At 63.1% G+C, this 19446-nt stretch carries 23 protein-coding genes; 6 read left to right on the top strand and 17 right to left on the bottom strand.

The genetic code is table 11. The features are described from left to right. Window positions 1–55: 55 nt before the first annotated feature. Entirely contained in the window at window positions 56–238 is a 183-nt protein-coding gene (locus AB7828_RS02015) for a hypothetical protein (protein WP_441229251.1), read from the bottom strand. Window positions 239–250: 12 nt separating this feature from the next. Continuing rightward, complete coding sequence (locus AB7828_RS02010; protein WP_089267037.1) at window positions 251–466, bottom strand: hypothetical protein; 216 nt, start codon at window positions 464–466, stop codon at window positions 251–253. Window positions 467–658: 192 nt separating this feature from the next. Between AB7828_RS02010 and AB7828_RS02005 the strand changes: the two genes are divergently transcribed. Beyond that, window positions 659–1669 (top strand): tetratricopeptide repeat protein, encoded by a 1011-nt coding sequence (locus AB7828_RS02005; protein WP_441229250.1) that lies wholly within the window; start codon window positions 659–661, stop codon window positions 1667–1669. A gap of 50 nt (window positions 1670–1719) precedes the next feature. On the opposite strand, the gene AB7828_RS02000 is transcribed toward AB7828_RS02005, so the two are convergent. The 12 genes from AB7828_RS02000 to AB7828_RS01945 form a co-directional block, all read right to left on the bottom strand. Beyond that, window positions 1720–1869, bottom strand: coding sequence for a hypothetical protein (locus tag AB7828_RS02000; protein WP_158596823.1), 150 nt, complete (start codon window positions 1867–1869; stop codon window positions 1720–1722). A 22-nt stretch (window positions 1870–1891) separates the two neighbouring features. Beyond that, on the bottom strand, window positions 1892–2434 hold the full coding sequence (locus tag AB7828_RS01995) for a hypothetical protein (protein ID WP_141137162.1): 543 nt from the start codon (window positions 2432–2434) through the stop codon (window positions 1892–1894). Between the two features lie 5 nt (window positions 2435–2439). After that, complete coding sequence (locus AB7828_RS01990) at window positions 2440–2697, bottom strand: hypothetical protein (protein WP_089267034.1); 258 nt, start codon at window positions 2695–2697, stop codon at window positions 2440–2442. A 75-nt stretch (window positions 2698–2772) separates the two neighbouring features. Continuing rightward, the gene (locus tag AB7828_RS01985) at window positions 2773–3453 is read right to left on the bottom strand and encodes a metallophosphoesterase (RefSeq protein WP_441229249.1); all 681 of its coding nucleotides are present in this window, start codon (window positions 3451–3453) and stop codon (window positions 2773–2775) included. A gap of 172 nt (window positions 3454–3625) precedes the next feature. Beyond that, window positions 3626–4456 carry an outer membrane protein gene (locus AB7828_RS01980; RefSeq protein WP_441229248.1) on the bottom strand — a complete coding sequence of 277 codons (831 nt, stop codon included), beginning with the start codon at window positions 4454–4456 and terminating at the stop codon, window positions 3626–3628. A 203-nt stretch (window positions 4457–4659) separates the two neighbouring features. Then, on the bottom strand, window positions 4660–5850 hold the full coding sequence (locus tag AB7828_RS01975) for a phage portal protein (protein ID WP_441229247.1): 1191 nt from the start codon (window positions 5848–5850) through the stop codon (window positions 4660–4662). Window positions 5851–5886: 36 nt separating this feature from the next. Beyond that, window positions 5887–7158, bottom strand: a complete 1272-nt coding sequence (locus tag AB7828_RS01970; RefSeq protein WP_441232182.1) for a DNA-packaging protein — start codon at window positions 7156–7158, stop codon at window positions 5887–5889. Beyond that, a complete protein-coding gene (locus AB7828_RS01965; RefSeq protein WP_441229246.1) occupies window positions 7127–7852 on the bottom strand; it encodes a hypothetical protein in 726 nt (241 codons plus the stop codon). The genes AB7828_RS01970 and AB7828_RS01965 overlap by 32 nt, the downstream gene beginning before the upstream one ends. Window positions 7853–7926: 74 nt before the next feature. Continuing rightward, window positions 7927–8094: a hypothetical protein gene (locus AB7828_RS01960; RefSeq protein ID WP_441229245.1), complete on the bottom strand. Its 168-nt coding sequence runs from the start codon at window positions 8092–8094 to the stop codon at window positions 7927–7929. 283 nt (window positions 8095–8377) lie between these two features. Beyond that, window positions 8378–8686, bottom strand: a complete 309-nt coding sequence (locus AB7828_RS01955) for a hypothetical protein (RefSeq protein WP_441229244.1) — start codon at window positions 8684–8686, stop codon at window positions 8378–8380. 29 nt (window positions 8687–8715) lie between these two features. After that, window positions 8716–9009 (bottom strand): DUF3551 domain-containing protein, encoded by a 294-nt coding sequence (locus tag AB7828_RS01950; RefSeq protein WP_441229243.1) that lies wholly within the window; start codon window positions 9007–9009, stop codon window positions 8716–8718. Between the two features lie 155 nt (window positions 9010–9164). Then, the gene (locus AB7828_RS01945; RefSeq protein ID WP_093759013.1) at window positions 9165–9329 is read right to left on the bottom strand and encodes a Flp family type IVb pilin; all 165 of its coding nucleotides are present in this window, start codon (window positions 9327–9329) and stop codon (window positions 9165–9167) included. A gap of 230 nt (window positions 9330–9559) precedes the next feature. On the opposite strand from AB7828_RS01945, the gene AB7828_RS01940 reads away from it, so the two are divergent. Next, on the top strand, window positions 9560–11047 hold the full coding sequence (locus tag AB7828_RS01940; RefSeq protein ID WP_441229242.1) for a serine hydrolase: 1488 nt from the start codon (window positions 9560–9562) through the stop codon (window positions 11045–11047). A gap of 20 nt (window positions 11048–11067) precedes the next feature. Here AB7828_RS01940 and AB7828_RS01935 read toward each other — a convergent pair whose 3' ends face one another. Further along, complete coding sequence (locus AB7828_RS01935; protein WP_441229241.1) at window positions 11068–12681, bottom strand: MDR family MFS transporter; 1614 nt, start codon at window positions 12679–12681, stop codon at window positions 11068–11070. 193 nt (window positions 12682–12874) lie between these two features. After that, window positions 12875–13387 carry a YcgN family cysteine cluster protein gene (locus AB7828_RS01930; RefSeq protein ID WP_184515499.1) on the bottom strand — a complete coding sequence of 171 codons (513 nt, stop codon included), beginning with the start codon at window positions 13385–13387 and terminating at the stop codon, window positions 12875–12877. 291 nt (window positions 13388–13678) lie between these two features. Here AB7828_RS01930 and AB7828_RS01925 point away from each other — a divergent pair, with 291 nt between their 5' ends. From AB7828_RS01925 to AB7828_RS01915, 3 genes are read left to right on the top strand one after another with little or no spacing between them, the layout of a single operon-like run. Next, window positions 13679–15967: a transglycosylase domain-containing protein gene (locus AB7828_RS01925; RefSeq protein WP_441229240.1), complete on the top strand. Its 2289-nt coding sequence runs from the start codon at window positions 13679–13681 to the stop codon at window positions 15965–15967. 24 nt (window positions 15968–15991) lie between these two features. Then, complete coding sequence (locus tag AB7828_RS01920; protein WP_441229239.1) at window positions 15992–16570, top strand: DUF1214 domain-containing protein; 579 nt, start codon at window positions 15992–15994, stop codon at window positions 16568–16570. Then, complete coding sequence (locus tag AB7828_RS01915; RefSeq protein ID WP_089267023.1) at window positions 16567–17145, top strand: DUF1254 domain-containing protein; 579 nt, start codon at window positions 16567–16569, stop codon at window positions 17143–17145. Before AB7828_RS01920 ends, AB7828_RS01915 begins: the two co-directional genes overlap by 4 nt. Window positions 17146–17248: 103 nt before the next feature. Here the strand turns inward: AB7828_RS01915 and AB7828_RS01910 are convergent, their stop codons facing one another. Further along, entirely contained in the window at window positions 17249–18382 is a 1134-nt protein-coding gene (locus tag AB7828_RS01910; protein WP_175367481.1) for a helix-turn-helix transcriptional regulator, read from the bottom strand. A 241-nt stretch (window positions 18383–18623) separates the two neighbouring features. Between AB7828_RS01910 and AB7828_RS01905 the strand changes: the two genes are divergently transcribed. After that, entirely contained in the window at window positions 18624–19445 is an 822-nt protein-coding gene (locus AB7828_RS01905) for an outer membrane protein (RefSeq protein ID WP_175367482.1), read from the top strand. The last annotated feature ends 1 nt before the right edge of the window (window position 19446 follow it).

The raw sequence follows: 19446 nt of genomic DNA, 5'->3' as shown, positions 1-19446 counted from the left end.
CACCCTCCCCACTGCGCACGGCTTCGCCGTGCTTGAGGGAGGGAAGAAAAACGAACTACACTTTCGCGCGCCGCGGCGGCTTGCGTCGCGCCGACGGTTTCACCCGCGTCTTCACAGCCTGCGCCTTGCGCTGCAACTGATCGAGATGGGCGAGAAATTCTCTGAAAACGCTGAGATGATCCTTGCCCGCTTTCGTCTCCGGGCGGATCGAACGCATCACGTCGTGCAGACTGTCCATGGATGATCCCTTTCAGATGTCGTCGGTGTCGTCGCGCATGCGGTGGCGGCGATGTGCACGGCGGTTGAAGCGCGCGAGCTGTCGCACGAATTCGTCGAAGCGGCGCGAGGCGCCGGCGAGTTCGCGCAGCGCGAACAGAGCCGCGGCGCTGGCCACGCTCGCCCACAGAAACAACGCGAGATGCGCGAGGTCGCCGCGCTCGGTAAAGATGCGGATCAGGTCATCCATGGCGATTGTACTTCCATCTTGCGCGCCCCCGCTGCCGCGTTCGCGCGCCGTCGAACCTTTCGGCTGACGCCGCCGACCAAGCAGCAACGCCGTCCCGGCTCCCTCGCCATCCGAGCACGACACATGCACCCGAACGCACGATCTGGCCGGTCCTTGCGCCTATCCTTGCGCCTGCCGTTTTGCAGCACGCTGATGGCAATGGCGCTGGCCGCCAGTGCCGCCGCGACGCCGACTTATGCCACCGCCGCCACACTGGCCGGCCCGGGCGGCGATTATGCCATTTGCCTGAAAGGCCGCGGCACGAAGGCGATGGCCGCCTGCGACCGCGCCATCGGGCTCGACTATTACCGCGGCGGCGATCTGGCGGCGCTGCATCGCAGCCGCTCGCTCTTGCATGAGACCTATAGCGAAACGGATGCAGCCATCGCCGACGCCGACACCGCCATCCGGCTCGAGCCGGACGACGCATCGGGCTACGCCATGCGTGGCCACCTCTGGCAGGTCATGAAAGTATATGACCGGGCCATCGCCGATTTCAGCGCCGCCATTCGGCTGCGGCCCGACGATGCAGACTTCTACAAGGACCGCGGCAGCATCTGGTTCGACACCGCCAAGCCGGACCAGGCCATTGCCGATTTCGATGCTGCGATCCGCCTCGCGCCGGACGACGCCTCCGCCCATGAAAGCCGCGCCCGGGCCTGGAAAGACAAGCACGATCTCGACCGGGCCATCGCCGATTACAGCGAAGCGATCCGTCTCGATCCCATCAATGCCGTGACAGTCTATTGGCGCGGCCGCACCTTTGACGACAAGGGCGACAGGGACCGCGCCATCGCCGATTTCGAGACAGCGATACGGATCAGCCCGGACTATCCCAGCGCCTATAACAGCCGCGGCGTCATCCACTACTTGCGGAACGATCTCGACCGCGCCATCGCCGATTTCAGCATGGCCATCAAGCTCGATCCCGAGTCCGAGCTCTATCTGTTCAACCGCGGCGCGGCCCTGATCGACAAGCAAGAGCCGCTGCGCGCCATCGCCGATTTCGATGCCGTGCTGACGCACACGCCCGACAATGCCAAGGCGCTGTATTACCGCGGCGTGCAGAAACGCGTCACCGGCGATGCCGAAGGCGCACTCAACGATATCGCCGAGGCCACCCGGATCGACCCCGACTGGGTCGCGGCACAAACCACACACTAGACGCCTTTGCGGGGAGCCGTAACGCGCAGCGCGATACGCACCGCCATCTGTCAGCGATCGCGGTGCACGTCCCAGTAATTGGTCACGCCTTCGTCGTGGTTCCTGCCGCTGGGCGGCGCCCGCGGTGTGTGCAGGAAGGCGCGATATAGAACGGCGAGGATTCCGATCAGCAGCAGCAGCGGCAAGATCCAGTCCGGCATCGGCATGTCCCTTCGTGTGTTACTAGGCCGCAAACAGCGGTTCCATCGGCTGGCCGTCGAGATCGCGCAGATCGTAAGCGGCGCCGAGCGTCACCAGCGCATGATGCAGCAGGCCGAACGGATCGGCGGGAATCCCGAGGCCGAGCTGTTGCTGCAGCAGCGGGCGATTGGTTTCGATGGCCGGATCGTTATCGATGGCGTCCGCGTCCAGGTCAGCGCCCTCGTCATCCAGCATTGCGCGCATCGCGGCCAGATCACCGTCGCAGCCCGATGCGATCTGTTCCCACCAGGGATGTTCGACAACGAGTTCGAGGAATTCCTGCAGGCTGGCGGCGACGATGCCGGCCTGCCCTTCGCTCGTCAGGTGCAATACATGCTTGATATCGCCGACCAGCGCGAAGACCCCGCCCGATCCGTTCTGCCCGACGACCTCGAATGGCTGCAGCGCGGTGACATCGATCCAGACCGGACCGTGGGATTGATTGTCCGTGACCGTGAATTCGAACGGCCACAACATGTCGCGCAGCGCTTGGCTGGCGCCGAGCATCGCCGGTGTCACAGTCATGGCGATCACTCCGTCCGCGTCGCCGCCGCGCGGCGCAGGCGCCAGAACCACACCAGCAGCAACCCACCAGCACCGATGCCGACAAGACCACCGATCACCAGTGCCTGCACGCGCTCAGTGCCGGATGACGACAGTGCCACGACCGCGCCGGCCACGAGGCAGGTCGCTCCTACGGCGTCCCCGACCCATGGCCATCGCGCTGTCACCCAGCCCCAGACGAGCTCGGCAAAAAATTCGACGACGGTTTCGATGATCGAGGACATGCCAGCGTGCCGGTTCAGTTGCGTTGCCGGTTAGGCGTCGCGGCGCGGTCTTTGGTTCAAGAGGTCATATCCGCCTCAAGGCGCCGGCGGCGCGGTGATCTCGATCAGCTCTACCGGCCCGCCCGGCAGCGCGTCATCGAACACGCCGATCACCAGACGGCCTGTCTTCCAGGCATAGGTGTCGAGATTGCTGCGGCCCTGTTTCAGCAGCGGCCCATCGGCATGGCGGTCATGGCCATGCACCACATGGCGCGCGCCCTCGCCTGCGTCATGGCCGGACGCGTCATCATCCGCATAGCGCTTGGTCATCAGCAATACCGGATCCTGCTGCGTCAGCGGCAGCGCGGGATCGACGCCGGCATGGACATAAATACGATGCGCATCCATGTGCCACAGCGGCCGGCCGTCGAGCCAGTCGATGTCATGCACCGGCACATCGGCGATGTCGCCGCCATAGGAGGCCAGCGCGGTATCGCCGCCTTTCGTCATCCAGTTTGCCATCGCCACATCGCCGCGCAGCGCAGCGACCATCAGCGCATCGTGATTGCCCTTGAGCATCGCCAGCCGCAGGCCAGGTGCCACCCCTGCCCGCAGCCGCGCAATGACGCGGCGCGAGTCCGGCCCCTTGTCGACATAGTCGCCGAGCACAATAAGCGTGGCGTCTTCACCAGCCCGATGCGTCTCGATCCGCAGCAGTGCCGCATCGAGCAAATCGCGTCGGCCGTGCAGATCAGGAATGACGTAGGTGCGGGGCATCGCGCAATCATATCCCAACCGGCGCGATCTCTCCACCGGCGCAACTGGGCAGCGGTGATACGTCCCGTTCTCTGTCATTCATGTGACATGAGCCGCATGCTCCGTGCATTGCCACAGAAAAAGCCCGGCACGAGGCCGGGCTCTTACGTTTTCGGGACAAGATCTCAGGTCATCAGTAGCGCGCAACCACCGGGCTGCCGAACTTGTAGTTCAAACCGACGCGCACGGTATGGAATGTGAAATCCTGCGAGATGTTCTCGCGGTAGTTGAAGCCCGGCGGAGCGAAGGTGCTGCCCGGAAGATAAGTCGAGTTATAGGAAATGCTGCCGAGGTCGGTGTAGAGATATTCGAGTTTCACCGTCCAGTTCGGCTGGAAGGCATGCTCGACGCCAGCGCCGACCGTCCAGCCGACCTTGGTTTCGCTGCCCGAGCCGGTCTTGTTGTAGCCATTGCTCGACAGCAGCGTCCAGCTGCCCTGCACATCGCCGACCGCCAGACCGCCAGTGGCGTACCACAGCGTATTGTTCACCGCGTAACCCAGGCGCGGACGCACAGTGGCGAACCAGTCGCTCTTGGTGGTCTCCGTGAAATTGCGGGTGATGAAGCCACCATTGAGGCCCGACAAGGCAATCGTCTTGCTCATGCCGGACGCGTTGATATCGGCCTCGAGGCCAAACACCCAGCTGCCGACCTGATAGTTGTAGCCGACCTGCCCACCGCCGACCACGCCCTGCGGGCTGTAGCGCTGGTTGCTGAGGCCGATCAGTTCGTTGCGGAAAGCAGGCGATTCAATGGCCCAGCTGCTGGTCGGATCGAGAACCGTATCGGCTCCGCTGCGACCGAAGCCGTAGCCGACATTGCCGCCGATATACCAGCCGGTCCAGCTGTAAACGGGATCGACCATCACCGGCGCTTTCGTGTATGGGCGCGGCGCCATATCAGCGGCCCATGCAGAGGTTGCGCTCAAGGCGAGAACCGAAGCTGCCAGAATGATCTTGTTCACGAGAATCTCCCAAGTCTGTCGTCTTATTATGTCAGCGATCCTAGGCCGCCCACGGCCCGAATGCTGTCACGCGACGGCAACACCCACGGTCAAACTCAACCCCTGATTGTGAACAAATGCGCAATACACTCCAGTACTGTTCGCGTCTGTCCATGACGTCGGGCGGGTCCGTCCGCACCGCTTGGGGAACGCGTTGCAGTCACCTACCCCAGCCGGTCCCCGCCCTCCACCGGCGCATAGCCCCCCGCTTCGCGCTTCTCGTTCAGCGTCAGGAAGTCCGCGCTGCTGACGCGCTCCCACAGCGCGGTGCGATCGGCGGCGAGCGCATCGACGCGGTCGGTGTCGATGTCGATGCGGATGCCGTCGCCGAATTCGGGCGCCAGCCATTGCGCCAGCGCGTTGCCGGTGCGCGCCGCCAGCGGCAGCACGGTCTGGCGGAAGAACACGCGGTTGGCTTCCTGGAAGTTCGCGAATGTGTTGTCGCCGGGGATCCCCAGCAGCATCGGCGGCACGCCGAAAGCCAGCGCGATCTCGCGCGCGGCATTGTGCTTGGCCTCGAGGAAATCCATGTCCTTCGGCGTCAGCGACATCGCCTTCCAGTCGAGCCCGCCTTCCAGCAGCAGCGGACGCCCGGCATTGGCGGCGCCCTGATAATTGCCCTCGAGTTCGCGCTTGAGGCGATCGAATTGCGGCTCGGACAGCACCGATCCCTCCGGTCCCGCATAGACCAGCGCCCCCGACGGCCGCGCCGCATTGTCGAGCAGCGCCTTGTTCCATTTCGACGAGGCGTTGTGGGTGTCGAGCGCGGTCGCGGCGGCGTCGATCGGCGCCAGACCATAGTGATCGTCGAGCGGATGAAAGAAGGTCAGATGCAGGATCGGCGGCACGCCGGACGCCTGCTGATCGAAGCGTACGCTGCGGCCGCCGACGCTGTAGTCATAGGCCTCGGCCCAGCCATCGCTGCCAGGCACGACTTTCATGCGATCCGGCCGCAGCGCGTAGAGTTCACGGACCTCATGCTGCCGCACCTGCGTGTCGAGCGTGACGGCTTCGACATAGGCATTGCCGGCGAGCAGCAGATGCGCATAGAGCGTCTCGAAGAACACCCCGCCATCCTGGCGCGGATTCGGCCGCGTCAGCAGCTGCGCCAACGGATGCGCCTCGCGTTCCTGCGCGCCGTCGAAGACGAGAAAGCTGCAGGCCGCCGCATTCTCGGCGATCAGCCGGACGGCGCGGTGCACGATGGCATTCGACAGATAGCCCTCACGGGCGAGCGCCGCAAAATCCTTCGGCGTCCATCGCGCCCGCCCGCCGCTCTCGAATGCGAGCACGCGCGCGGTGCGCGACGCCTTCACTTCCGGCGCCGCCAGATAGGCTTTCAAGCGATCGAACATGATATGATCCAATTCAACTGTGCACGGGACACGAGGTCACAACACCCTGATCCTTGGCCCATCCCCGCGCGGCACCAGCGCCAGCGAGGCAACCGCCCAGACCATGGCGTCGAGCCGATCCGGCGAGTGCCCCGACGACAGCCCCGAACTTGCGAAGTCGCACATCTCGTCTTCCAGCGCGGCAAAACTGCCGGCATGTTTGACGCGGCCCTGCTCGTACAGGGTCGCCACCGGCTCGGCGCGCAGCCATTTGCCGCGCAAGGCGCGGACCGGCGTCACCGGCACGGTGTGATCGACTTCGTTGATCACGCTGCGCACCATCTCACCGCCCTGGTTGACTTCCACCACCAGCGCGTCGGCCTCCAGCTTGCGCCACAGCGCGATGGCCTTGTTGGCCCAGGCGGTCGGCGTCACTGACGAGACGGTGTCATCGGCCATCACATAAACGATGCCGTCCTCGGCGATCCCCGCTGCGACGATGCCGCAGGCATCCGCACGTTTGCCGGACGACACCGGCGGATCAACCGCCACGACGATGCGCTGCAACGGCGGTGCCTCGCGCACGCGGCACTGTTCGAGCAGCCCCCGCGACCACAGCGCGTCAGGCCGATCCTCGATGATTTCGCCGTCGAGCTCCTGTCGGCCGAGCCGCGTGCCAGCATAGCGATCCATCACGCTCTGCAGAAACGTCGGCGCGAGGTTGAACGCATTCACTACGGTTGCGGCGCGCGTCGTCACCGTCGTCGGATCGCCCATCAGGCGTTTCAGCAGCGCCGTCGGCCGCGGCGTCGTGGTGATCATCTGCCGCGGCCGGTGGCCCAGCCGCAGCCCGAATTGCAGCATGTCGAACGTGGCTTCGGCATAGCGCCACTTCGCCATCTCGTCGGACCATGCGCAGGAGAATTGCGGGCCGCGCAGGCTCTCGGGGTCCTCCGCGGAAAACACCTCAGCGACCGCGCCGTTGCTCCATTCCAGCCGCTTGCGCGACGGCATCCAGACCGGGCGCTCGTGATCCGGATGCACACTGAGCAGCCCGGACACTCCCTCGATCATCACTTCACGCACGTCGTGTTCGGTTTCGCCAACAAGCGCAATGCGACGGGCTTTTTCGTGCGCCAGTGGCGCCTGACCGAGCGCCTGCGCACGCACCCATTCGGCACCGGCGCGTGTCTTGCCTGCGCCTCGTCCGCCAATCATGAGCCATGTCAGCCACGGCGCACCATTCGGCGCGATGTCAGGCGGCACCTGATGCCCATGCGCGAAGACATTCCAGCACTCACTCAGGAAGCCTCTCTCGCCCCGCGTCATTCCCGTCGACAGGAATTGGCGGTCGCCCGCCAGGCCGTCTTGCAAGACGTTCAGCAATGCGTCGACGGAGTTCGTCGAGGTCTCGGGGGCGGTCGTCATCTTCGGCGGGCCTCTGTTCGTTGCCGCCCTGCACTTTCTTCAGTTCGGTCAATGTGCGCGCCAGGGAAGCCAGCGTGCGGGCGCGGCGCTCGGCCTCTGTGCGCAACGCTTCATTCAAGCGCCGGCGGCCAACGATCTTCTGGATCGAATCGAGTTCGCGTTCGATGGCATGGGTAACACGATCGGTCAGCGGCGCATCAGGCGGCAAATCATTGAACCGATCGACGGCCGTTCGCCGTCTTGCACGCGGAGCGCTGGACCGCTTCTTGGCAACAGCTTTCATTGCGGCCGGTCGCTTCTTGATTTGAGTTGGAGGTATATCAACTTCAGCAGCAAATGCTGGTTTCGGCCTCCCCGGTCCGGCGAAGATTGTCGTTGCCGCAATCGTCCTCTTCCGGGCCGCCACACTGGCCCGGATTTTTTCAGCGGCTGCTTCCATGGTGGCCGGGTCAACGGCGCTCCATGTTTTCTGTGAATTCTTTACTTTCGAGTTCTTGGAGCTCTTCTTCGCCGCCCTTGGTTTCCGCGCGGCCTTCACAACGACAGCAGCCCGCGCCGGCTTTCTCGCCGGGCGGGCTATAGGCTTTCTGACCATGTTGGGAACTCGTTGCTGCTGTCAGTCGATGATGCCGGACTGACTGAAACTGATCGGCAGATCGCCGAAACCGATCACGTCCTGAAGAACACAAACCAGACCACGCCGAGGATCAACACAGCGAGGCCGAGGCTGATCGCCAAAAGCGCGAGGATCGACGGGCCCGGTTCGGCTTGGCGTACCTCCGTCGCGGATTCGACGATCTGCTCTTTTTGCTTGGTTGCCGAATTCCTGATTGTCATGGCACCCTCGTTTCGCTTGCTGTTGGATGCCGATGAGATTCCTTGCGGCACCGTATGGAAAGCAACGCGGGATTTGGATCGATGTTCCGAGCATTCACCGCCACACCGGGCTGAACAGCGACGGCGCAGATTCGCCGCCAATCAGCAGCGGCGTTTCCTGCGAACCCAATTGTGGAGCATGCCGTAAACCTACTTCGACAGCGCGACGCCGTCAAGGCTAAAAATCCTAGAATTTGAATTTAGTCCTTAAATTGGAATTTTGTCCGAGCGATCAACGCGCTGGCTATCGCGGCGGCTGCGACCACGCCGCTCCCGGCGCACCGGTGATCTTGCCGGGATAGTCGATATTGACCACGCAATTGCCGCGCAACGCAGCCGCGGCCTGCAGGCACTGCTGATAGTCGAAGAACCGGCAGATCTGCGGCACACTCCCCGGCCCGCGGGGGCCGCCGGTCAACACGCAGAACGGCGGAATACCGGAGCTGGCCGCGACCGATGGCCGCGCCTGCGCAGAATCCACAGCCGGCAACGACGCCGACGCGATTGCAATCGCGGCCACAGCCCATACGAGCCCGCGAATCCTTGTTGTCATCGATGTGTCCCTCACGAACCGGCGATCACTCAACGCGCGCGCCCGCGACGTTGGGGCGCGGGTTCCGTGGCAGCTCCGCCGCGATACTCGACATTGCCCACGCAGTTGCCTCGCGTACCGACGGCAGCATTGATACATTGCTGGTAGTCAGAAAAGATGCAGTTGCTGACATAGGAGGATTCGCCGTTGGCGCCACTCTGGGCGATGCAGAATTGCGCACCAGCCGCCGAGGCCGGCGTCGCTCCCGCGAGGACGAATGCCGCAAATCCCAAACCGGCCAATGCCGAAAGATTCAAACGCGAATTCAATGTCATGATGATCATCCATATGAAAATGCGCAGGCTCGAGGCCCGCGCACGATCATATAGGGTGCAGCCCCCCAATCGATAGGACATTCACGACATTGCGTTTCGACAAGACAGCCATGTCTTTTGTCGATTGCAATGGCGGCGCCCGGCACCGGCCGGTCTTCGCTGCCCTATTTCAGCGAGGTATTCACGGCGGCGTAGCGCCCGTTCAGCGTGGTACCAAGGCCCTGCACAGCCACGATGATCGCGAGGCTGATGCCAGCAGCGATCAGCGCATATTCGATGGCCGTCGCACCGGACTCATCGTCGATAAATTTCGAAATCAAACGCAACACGGAAATCTCCTCATACGGCCGCGGATTTCTTCCACGCCGTCCCCTGAAAACTGAGCTCAACCTAAGCGGCAGAGGTTGCAGGAAGGTTCACCAACAGGCTCAATTATGAATTAATCATGCGGTAACCATGTGTGCGCTCGCCCGGAGCAGCGGGACTTGGGAGTATCCTGGGGCCGGGTATCGTCTGCATTTCAGCTTGCACTTAACCAGAAGTGTCGAGGCTTGTCCCAATGGCATCTGAATCTGTCGCATGCAGCCAATCCGTCGCGGCGTTCATTCCCGAATTCGAGCATCTTGTCGTAGAGGTCATGAAGGAGTGGAAGGTCCCGGGCCTCGCCGTCGCTATCGTGCAGGACCTGGAGGTTGCGTTCGTCGGGACCTATGGCCTTCGCGATATCGAAGCCGGCCTGAACGTCACGACGGATACGCAGTTTCAAATCATGTCGGTCTCGAAGTCGTTCGCTGCTACGGGCCTGGCTCTGTTGGTCGACGAGCGACGCATGGATTGGAAGAAGCCGGTGCGGGAATACATCCCGGAATTCCGGCTCTATGACGCCGTTGCGAGTGACCGCGTCACGGTGCGCGACGTGCTATGCCACCATTCCGGATTGCCACGTCACGATTGGATCTGGCTGCCCGGCGATCTGTCACCCGCCCAAATGCTGGCAGCGCTGCCCTATCTCGAACCGAGCGCCGACATTCGCAGCGCCTTTCAGTATTCGAACCTCGGCTACCTCATTGCGAGCATGGTGGCCGAGCGCGTCAGCGGCCGGAATTGGGCCGACTTCACCCGCTCGCTGACCGACAAGCTGGACATGAAGGTGACGTTCACTGTGGAGGAGCTTGCCGCAGCTACCGACGCGGCCGTGCCCTACGGGATGATGGGAGACACTTGTCAGCGCACGAAACTCTGGCCCATCAGCGTGCCGGCTGCGGGCGGCATGAGCACGTCGATTACAAGCTTCGCGAACTGGCTTCGTTTTCATCTCGGCCAGGGCGCGTTTGAAGGACACCGTCTTCTGTCATCCGGCTTGATACAGGAGCTCCAGAAGCCGCGCGTGCATGTCGGGGCAACCGGCTTCGCCGAGTACAGCGATGTGCATTACGGTTTCGGCTTCCGCTCGCACTGGTATCGCGGAGAACGCGTGGTGTGGCACGGAGGCGGCTTCACCGGCACGAATGCGCTGATGATGATGTTGCCCGATCGCGGCGTCGGTGTCGCGGTGCTCGCCAACAACGGCATGACTCCGATACTCGCTCCGCACATCCTCGCGAATTATGTCTTCGACCGCGTCTGCGGCAAGGAACCAGTACCCTGCTTCGATCGCTTCCGCGAGCAACGCCGCAAATTCGTGACGCAATACGAGGCCTGGCTGCAGGCCGGGAAAGCCGCACCGACGTCGGCCACCGAGCCGCACCGTGACCTCGCGGATTATGCCGGTGACTACGAGCATCCTGGCTACGGCCGCATGACGATCACGCATAGCGAAGGCAAATTACATTGGGCGTTCCGCAGCATGTCCGAGCCACTCGCGCATCGGGGCTCGGACACGTTCGAGCTGCCCGAGGCACCCGATTCACCGGGCGGCCTGATGCCGAGCCGGCTTTCCCTCTCATTTTCCACCGGCGAAGACGGGAATATTGCGAGCGTGGCAGTCCCGCTCGAACCGCTGGTCAAGGACATCGCCTTCACACGCATTGCAGCGGGGCATGCCTGAAGTCGGATGACGGTTTCGCCCTACTCCGAAACCAGTGACGGCTTCGCCTTTGCCGGCCCCGCCAGCGGGCGTTCTTCCATCAGCAGCAGGAACAGTGTCGACAGCGCCAGCAGAGCTGCCGCGGCTTCGAACACATAGCGGAAGGCGCTGACCATATCACTGGCCGCGATCGGATGCGTGCTGGCGGCATGTTCGCCTGAGATCGAGATGTCCGTGCCCAGCGCCATCAACAGGATGGTGGTGAAAGCAGCGACGGTGAACGACGCCATCAGCGCGCGGAAGAAATTCATCGCACCGGTGGCGGTGCCGATCTGTGGTCGCGGCACGGCGTTCTGGATCGAGACGAGGCTGACGGGAAACACCGTGCCAAGCCCGATGGAGAACAGGCCGAGCATCGTCAGCAGCGCCCACAGCGGCAGCGGTGTCATCAGCGCCAGCAGCAGGCCCATCAGCGCCGACATGGCGGTGCCCGCGATCGCCACGCGCTTGTAGTGTTTCGCCTTGGTCATCATGTGCCCGGCAAAGGCGGCGCCGCCGACCGACACCGCCGCGATCGGGATCAGCGCGACGCCGGCCTCGCCTGCGGTCAGGCCGTAGACGACTTCGTAATAGAGCGGCATGTGCACGGTGAGCCCGAGCATCGCGCCCATCGCGCAGCCGCCGGCGGCCATGGCGAAAGGCACCACCGAGCCGGACATCAGCGGCAACGGCAGGAACGGCTCGTCGTGATGGATCGCATGCCAGATAAAGGCGAATGCCATCACCGCTGCTGCGCCGATCATCGCGACGATGGTCGGCGACGCCCACGAGAATTTGGTGCCGCCCCATGTCAGCACCAGCATGAAGACAACGGCGGAGGCCATCAGCAGCATGCCGCCGAGCCAGTCGACCTTGCGGCGGCGATGGAACACAGGAAGCTTCTTCATCTTCGGCAGCAGCAGCGCCAGCGATCCCACACCGAGCGGAATATTGATCCAGAAAATCATCGACCAGTGCAGATGTTCGGCGAACAGCCCGCCGATGATCGGGCCGCCGATGCCGGCCGCCACCCACACGCCGCTGAAATAAGCCTGGTACTGACCGCGCTCACGCGGCGACACCACGTCGGAAATCACCACCTGCACGATCGGCAAAATGCCGCCGCCGCCGAGGCCCTGCAGGGCACGTGCGACGATCAGCACGATCATGTTCGGTGCCAGGGCGCAGAGGATCGAGCCGACCATGAACAGCGCCATCGCGGTGATGATCATGGCGCGGCGGCCATAGATATCGCTGAGCGTGCCGAACACGGGCGCCACTGCGGTCGATGCCAGCAGATAGGCGGTGATCACCCAGGACAGATTGTTCACGTCGGCGAATTGCCGGCCGATGGTCGGCAGCGCGGTGGCGACGATGGTCTGGTCGAGCGCTGCCAGGAACATGGTCAGCAGCAGGCTCATCAGGATAGTGCGGACTTCGGCGGGGGTCAGCGGCACCTTCACGACAGCAGGCGCGTCGCCGGGTTCGATTACTTCTGTGGGAATCCGCGACAGTTCCTGCGCGATTTCGTCCGACAGGAGCTCATCCGACGGGATTTCCTCGGGCAATACCTGATCATCGGCCGCTGACCGGCTCTGTCGCTCGAACTTGTTCATGAAACTTCGGATTCAAAGGACTTGGGAGGTAACCGGAGAGCCAGATCGGCACGAACTCCCGCGCACAGACTCTCTTTGGAAGAAATCTATTCCCCTGCCCCGTACAGCAACAGTTGTTTCCTTGCATGGGAGCGTCCCGCGGCGATCATCTGACCGTCATATGCGCGTGATCGAACACCGCGCGCCGCAGATTCTACGCCGGCCGCTTCTTCAGCTTCGCCTTGCGCGGCAGCAGCGCCGGCCAGGTCACGATGTGATCCTGCAGTTCGTCGTCGGAGATCGTGTCCTCGCTGCCCTCGACCCGCCCGCGGACCGATACGCCGGCTTCATGGACGGTGTCGGGGCTGCCGGAAATCAGCGGATGCCACCAGTAGAGATCGCGCCCCTCGGCCGCGAGCTTGTAGCCACAGCTCGGCGGCAGCCAGCTCAGGGTGCGGACATTGTCGGGGGTCAGCCGCACGCAATCGGGAACATGGTCGGAGCGGTTCGGATAATCCTTGCAGGCGCAAAGACCCGCATCGAGCAATCGGCAGGACACATGGGTGTAATAGATCTTGCCGGTATCCTCGTCTTCCAGCTTTTCCAGACAGCAACGTCCGCAGCCGTCGCACAGGCTTTCCCACTCGGCGCCGGACATCTCTTCCAACGTCTTGGTTTTCCAGAACATTCCCTCCTGTGCGGAAGGACGCGGGGGACGCGCGGTCATGCGATTTGAATCGATCCAGGTTGCAGCGAAACGCCCTTCTAGGAGTTGCGGTGCAGGCTCTGCAAGCAACATCGTGTCGGCCGGCTCGCAAACAAGGGCAAAACCGGCAAGCTGTTAGCCCTGTCGTGCAAATGATAAGCAATGCCATTGGTTTATCCGCCCTGCTCGGCTAGAACTTGAACGACTCTCCGGCGGCCGCAAACCTGCCGCCGGGTTGCCGCATTATTTCAGCATGACGTCCGCGCGGTGCCGGTGGGTGCACGCGAGCGCTGCAACAAACCAAGGGCCCCTGTGCCTCAGATCGTGCCATCCCGTTGGAAGACCAAGTTCCGGCATTTCCTGCTGGATCTGGATGCGCGCATCGATTCCGGCCTGTTCTCGTCCGGCCGCGGCACCCGCGAACTCTGGGAACGCTACTCGACCTTCATGGACCGCTTCTATGTCGGTCGCTGGAAGCGCTGGGTGTTCATCGAGCCACTGTCGGAAATGGCCACCATCGGCCTCGGCGGTCTCATCCTCATGCTCGCTTTGGCGCAGCCGGCGTTTCGCGAAACCGCCGATGAAGACTGGCTGAAGAAATCCGACCTCGCGGTCACGTTCCTCGATCGCTACGGCAATCCCATCGGCAGCCGCGGCATCAAGCACAACGACTCGATCCCGCTGGAAGACTTCCCGGACAATTTGATCAAGGCCACCCTCGCCACAGAGGACCGCCGCTTCTACGATCACTTCGGCATCGACATCGCCGGCACCGCGCGCGCGCTGGTCACCAATGCGCAGGCCGGAGGCGTGCGCCAGGGTGGTTCGTCGCTGACGCAGCAGCTCGCGAAAAATCTGTTCCTGTCGAACGAGCGCACCATCGAGCGCAAAGTCAACGAAGCGTTCCTGGCCATCTGGCTGGAAACCCGCCTGACCAAGAACGAAATTCTGAAGCTCTATCTCGACCGCGCTTACATGGGCGGCGGCACGTTCGGCGTCGACGGCGCAGCGCATTTCTATTTCAACAAATCCGCGCGCGACGTGAACCTCGCGGAAGCCGCGATGCTCGCCGGCCTGTTCAAGGCCCCAACCAAATACGCGCCGCATATCAACCTGCCCGCCGCCCGCGCCCGCGCCAACGTGGTGCTCGACAACCTCGTCGATGCCGGCTTCATGACCGAAGGTCAGGTGTTCGGTGCGCGGCGTAATCCCGCCGTCGCCGTCGATCGTCGTCAGGAAATCTCACCGAACTACTATCTCGACTGGGCCTTCGACGAGATGCGCAAGCTCGTCGATACATTCCCGAAATCCTATGTCGAACGCGTTTTCGTGGTCCGCACCGCCATCGACATGAATGTGCAGCGCGCCGCCGAAGCCGCCGTGGAAAACCAGCTTCGCCAGTTCGGCCGCGACTATCACGCGACGCAGGCTGCCACCGTGGTGTCGGACCTCGAAGGCGGCGTCCGCGCCATGGTGGGTGGCCGCGACTACGGCGCAAGCCAGTTCAACCGCGCGGTGGACGCGATGCGCCAGCCCGGTTCATCGTTCAAGCCCTATGTCTACACGACGGCACTGCTCAACGGTTACAAGCCGACCTCGATCATCCTCGACGGCCCGGTCTGTATCGGCAACTGGTGCCCGCAGAACTATGGCCACTCCTATTCCGGCAACGTCACGCTGACGCAGGCCATCACCCGTTCGATCAACGTCGTGCCGGTGAAGATTTCGATTGCGCTCGGCAAGGGCGCGCAGAATCCGGCCAAGGCCGGCCGCGTCAAGATCGTCGAGACCGCGCGCCGCTTCGGCATCACGGCGCCGCTGCTCGATACGCCGTCGCTGCCGATCGGCTCCACCGAAGTCACCGTGCTCGAACACGCCGTCGCCTATGCGACTTTCCCGAACAAGGGGCGCTCGTCGAAGCCACATGCAGTGCTGGAAGTCCGTACCGGCGCGGGCGACCTCGTCTGGCGGTTCGACCGCGATGGTCCGAAACAGTTGCAGGCCATCCCCGCCTCCGTCGCCTCCGATATGGCCGGCATGATGAGCCACGTGGTCAGCGAAGGCACCGCGCGCCGCGCCGCACTGGACGGCATCCCGACAGCAGGCAAGACCGGCACCACCAATGCGTATCGCGACGCCTGGTTCGTCGGCTACACCGGCAACTTCAGCTGCGCAGTCTGGTACGGCAATGACGACTACTCGCCGACCAACCGCATGACAGGCGGATCGCTGCCGGCGCAGACATGGCACGACATCATGGTCGCCGCCCATCAGGGTATCGAGATCAAGGAAATCCCGGGTGTCGGCGCGGGTACCAAGAATCCTGCTGCAGCCGTCTCATCCGTGATGGCCGCCAACGCGCAGGACGCCAAGCCCGGCCCGCCGCCGGTGCTGACGCGCCGCGGCGCCGACGTCCTGCTGCGTGTCGAGAAGCTGCTCGACGACGCCGGCAAGACCGCCGGCCGCACATCATCCAACGAACCGTTGAAGCCCCGCGCCTCCTCCGCGTTGGCCTTCCCCGAGAGCTACGCGTCGGCGAATGATGCACCGGATGCCAAAACGACCACATCCGCAACCGCCCCCGCGTCGCGCAAGAACTGAAGCTGCTATCATGACGGTGCGCACGTGCGGCTGATCTTCCTCACGCTTCTGGCGCTCGCGATCGCCACTGCTGTCGGTCTCGGCCTGACCTGGACCACCGCGACCCGCGGCACAGACCTTGGCACACTCACCATCGGTGCATGGACGGCGCGCCCACGCACCGGCACCAGCGAGATCGATCCCTATGCGCGTGCGTCCATTGCACGATCGGGCGAATTGCCGATCGGCACGGGCGACGGCGTCACCTTCACTGCCACCGCCGACGACAAGAAAAAGCCGCTGGACGGTCGCTGCGATATCGTCGTGTCAGGAGTGACACCGGCTGCGCGTTTCTGGACGCTCTCGCTCTATGACACCAAGGGCCGTCTGGTGCCCAACACATTGCAGCGCTACGGCTTCACCAGCCAGGAAGTGGTGCGCAATGCTGATGGCGCGTTCGAGATCCGCATCGCTGCACGCTCGCGCGCCGGCAACTGGCTGCCGACATCAGCGCTGGAACGCTATGTGTTGATACTACGGCTGTACGATACACCGGTTGGCGTTGCCACCCGGACGCAGAAAGACGCACCGATGCCCGCCATCGCCACGGTGAGCTGCCCATGATCCGGCTGATGTTCGCGCTCATCGGTGGTGTCGTGCTTGGCGGCATCGTGCATCTTGTCAGCGTGCTGGCGTTGCCACGTATCGCGACGCAGGACGCCTATTCGCGCCTCGCTTCGGTGACGAAAGAAAATGCGGTGACAGCATTGCCGCAGACCGAGCCGGCCAATGCGCTGCTGCCATTCATGGACCCGGCCTTCGCCATGGCGGTCTGCCGCTACGACCTGGCCAAGGGACCGATCAAGCTCACCGTGCCGGTCAGCCAGTCCTACACCTCGGTGTCGTTCTACACCCGCAGCGACGTCGCTTACTACGCAATCAACGACCGCTCCGCCGGCCGCCGCGTCATCGAGCTCGATCTGATGACCGAGGCGCAGCACGAAGCGCTGCCCGAGGAAGAGGACGTTACGTCCGCCGACCGCCTCATCATCGACTCGCCGACCGCGACCGGCCTGATCGTACTGAAGGCGCTCGCCGCCGAACCCGGCCTGATGATCCAGGCCCAGGCATCCCTCGCCGCATCGAATTGTCGGGTGCAGACCGATCCGCCGGCTGCGCCGGTGAAAGGCAAGCGCTGATAAGCGATCGTCATCGTAGGATGGGTAGAGCGTCTTCGCGAAACCCATCATGTCGTCGTGTGTATTTGATGGGTTTCGCTGCGCTCTACCCATCCTACGTGCGCTATCCCGTAGCCAGCGGCGTGCCGATATCCGCCACGAGCTTCACGAGATCGGCCTGCCGTGACCTGCCGGTCTTGGCGTAGATCCGGTTGAGATGTGTCTTCAGCGTATTCTCCGAGATCCCGAGCGAAGTGGCCGTCTGGGACGGGTTGAGCCCCTTTCCGGCGCTCACGAGCACGCGCGCTTCGGCGGGCGTGAGCTCGAACAGCGTTGTCAACACGGCCTCCGGCATTGGAGAGGCCGAGGTCGTTGTCGAGACGAAGACGGCCGCACATGCGGGGCGAAAAGCGGCGCGCGCCGTACCAGCGGTCAAAGGCAGGACATAGGCGACCGCGGGCGGTTGTCCTGCCGCCGACACCGGCAAGCCAATGCCTTTGGCGCCGAGCGAGAGGTCCGAGGCAGCGCTTGCGATCGCCTGCAGCAAGGCGTCGCCCATCAATGCGTTCTGTGCCTGAATGGTTCGCCCCTGACGCAGGATCGGACCATCAGTTGCGAACATGCGTTCGGCACTTGCATTGGCATGGAGCACCGATCCGGCCGCGTCGGTCAACACGACGGGCACCGCGAGGTTCTCAAGCGATTCACGAAACAGCTGCGCGGTCACGCGCACGTCATCGAGCAGGTCGCTGATCATCGCGGCCCTGCGCAAATGCGGAGACAGCAAGGTCAGAAACCGTTGATCCTCGGCAGATACGGCAGCCTTGTCCGCCCAGGTGGTGCAGCCGAGCAGACCGATGCGGTCCGGCGTGTGGACGAATTTGACAATGCACCCTTCCCGCAATCCCTGCGGTCCGGCCCAATTACGAAAGAAAGCGGTCTGCTGCAATTCACTTTCGGGCATCAGCGAGAGCGTGGATACGGGCGTATCGATATCGCCGACCACTGCAGCCTTCAGGCCCGGAATATCATCGAAACTGTAGTCCTGCAGCGCGCGCATGCGCTCGGCATCCCAGGGCGATTGGGCAGCAAACCGGCCGTGATTGTCCGACGTGCCAGCGAGCGCAATCGTGGTGTAGGCCGCATCCATCGTCTGTGTGATGCGGGTGAGAACACGCGACCATCCCTCACGGTTCAGAACGCAGTCGTAGATATCTCCGATGATTGAAGAGAGTACGTCATTGTCGACAACGTCCATGAACATTCCAAATCCGTGATTGCGCGCGCTCTGGTGTGGCAGGGCGAGATCGAAGTCAATTTCCGGACGCGCACACGCAGCATATTTTACCACATCATACTTCAGGGTGACGACACGAAATCCCGCGGCGCTTAGCAGTAGCGATGGCGACTCTGGGCTGTTCGGAGGGCGCATATGGGGCCTGCTTGCCTGATCGCCCCCGCATGTCTGGAATTCTCGACTCGAAGTGCTGGAGAACTCAATGTCGAAATCCGCTAAGTTGGCCTGCGTAATCGGCTGCATTCTGCTTGCGTCAACGCCCGTGCTGGCCGCGGACAATCTCGCTCAACCGCACTACAAGGCGGCAGTGTCCCCACAAATCGTGACATGGACAGGCGCCTATATCGGCGCCACCTTGGGCTATGGCTGGACCGAAAGTGCGTCCACCATTACGGCCATCGACACGATCATCACGCCATTTTTCCTGTCGCAGGGCACGATGCCCCGGTCGCTCAATTCCCGCTTTGATGGATTCATCGGTGGCGCTGAGATCGGCTACAACTGGCAGATCGACCGTTGGGTAACAGGTCTGGAAACAGACTTGTCCTATTCGAAAATGGGCGCGGGCGTCACTTATTACGCCCCGGAGATTGGTGCCAATCCGGAAACCCTGACCAGCCATAACACCGAGCTGAGCTGGTTTGGTACCGCGCGTGCACGATTGGGCTATCTGGTGACACCGGAGACATTATTCTTCGCTACCGGCGGTCTGGCCTACGGCCACGTGAAAGTCTCGTCCACTCTTGTGCCGGAGCCGACATTTCCATGTGCCCGGAACGCTCTCTGCTCCGCAGGGTCTGCATCGGAGACACGGATCGGCTGGGCGATCGGCGGCGGCGTGGAATCGAAGATCGCATCGAACTGGACAGCGAAGGTCGAATATCTGCATTTCGATCTCGGAACGATCAGCGATACGACGTTAAGCAAGGCCACCTTCGCGGCCTGGCCAGGAAAGCCGATCATGGGCGTTAATTCGGACATCACAGGCAATATCGTCCGCATCGGCGTGAATTATCAGCTGTAAG

The sequence above is a fragment of the Tardiphaga sp. 215_C5_N2_1 genome, assembly GCF_052076055.1.
GTDB lineage: Bacteria > Pseudomonadota > Alphaproteobacteria > Rhizobiales > Xanthobacteraceae > Tardiphaga > Tardiphaga robiniae.
Note: the sequence above shows the minus strand (reverse complement) of the source record. Positions and strands in the feature narration are given on the sequence as shown.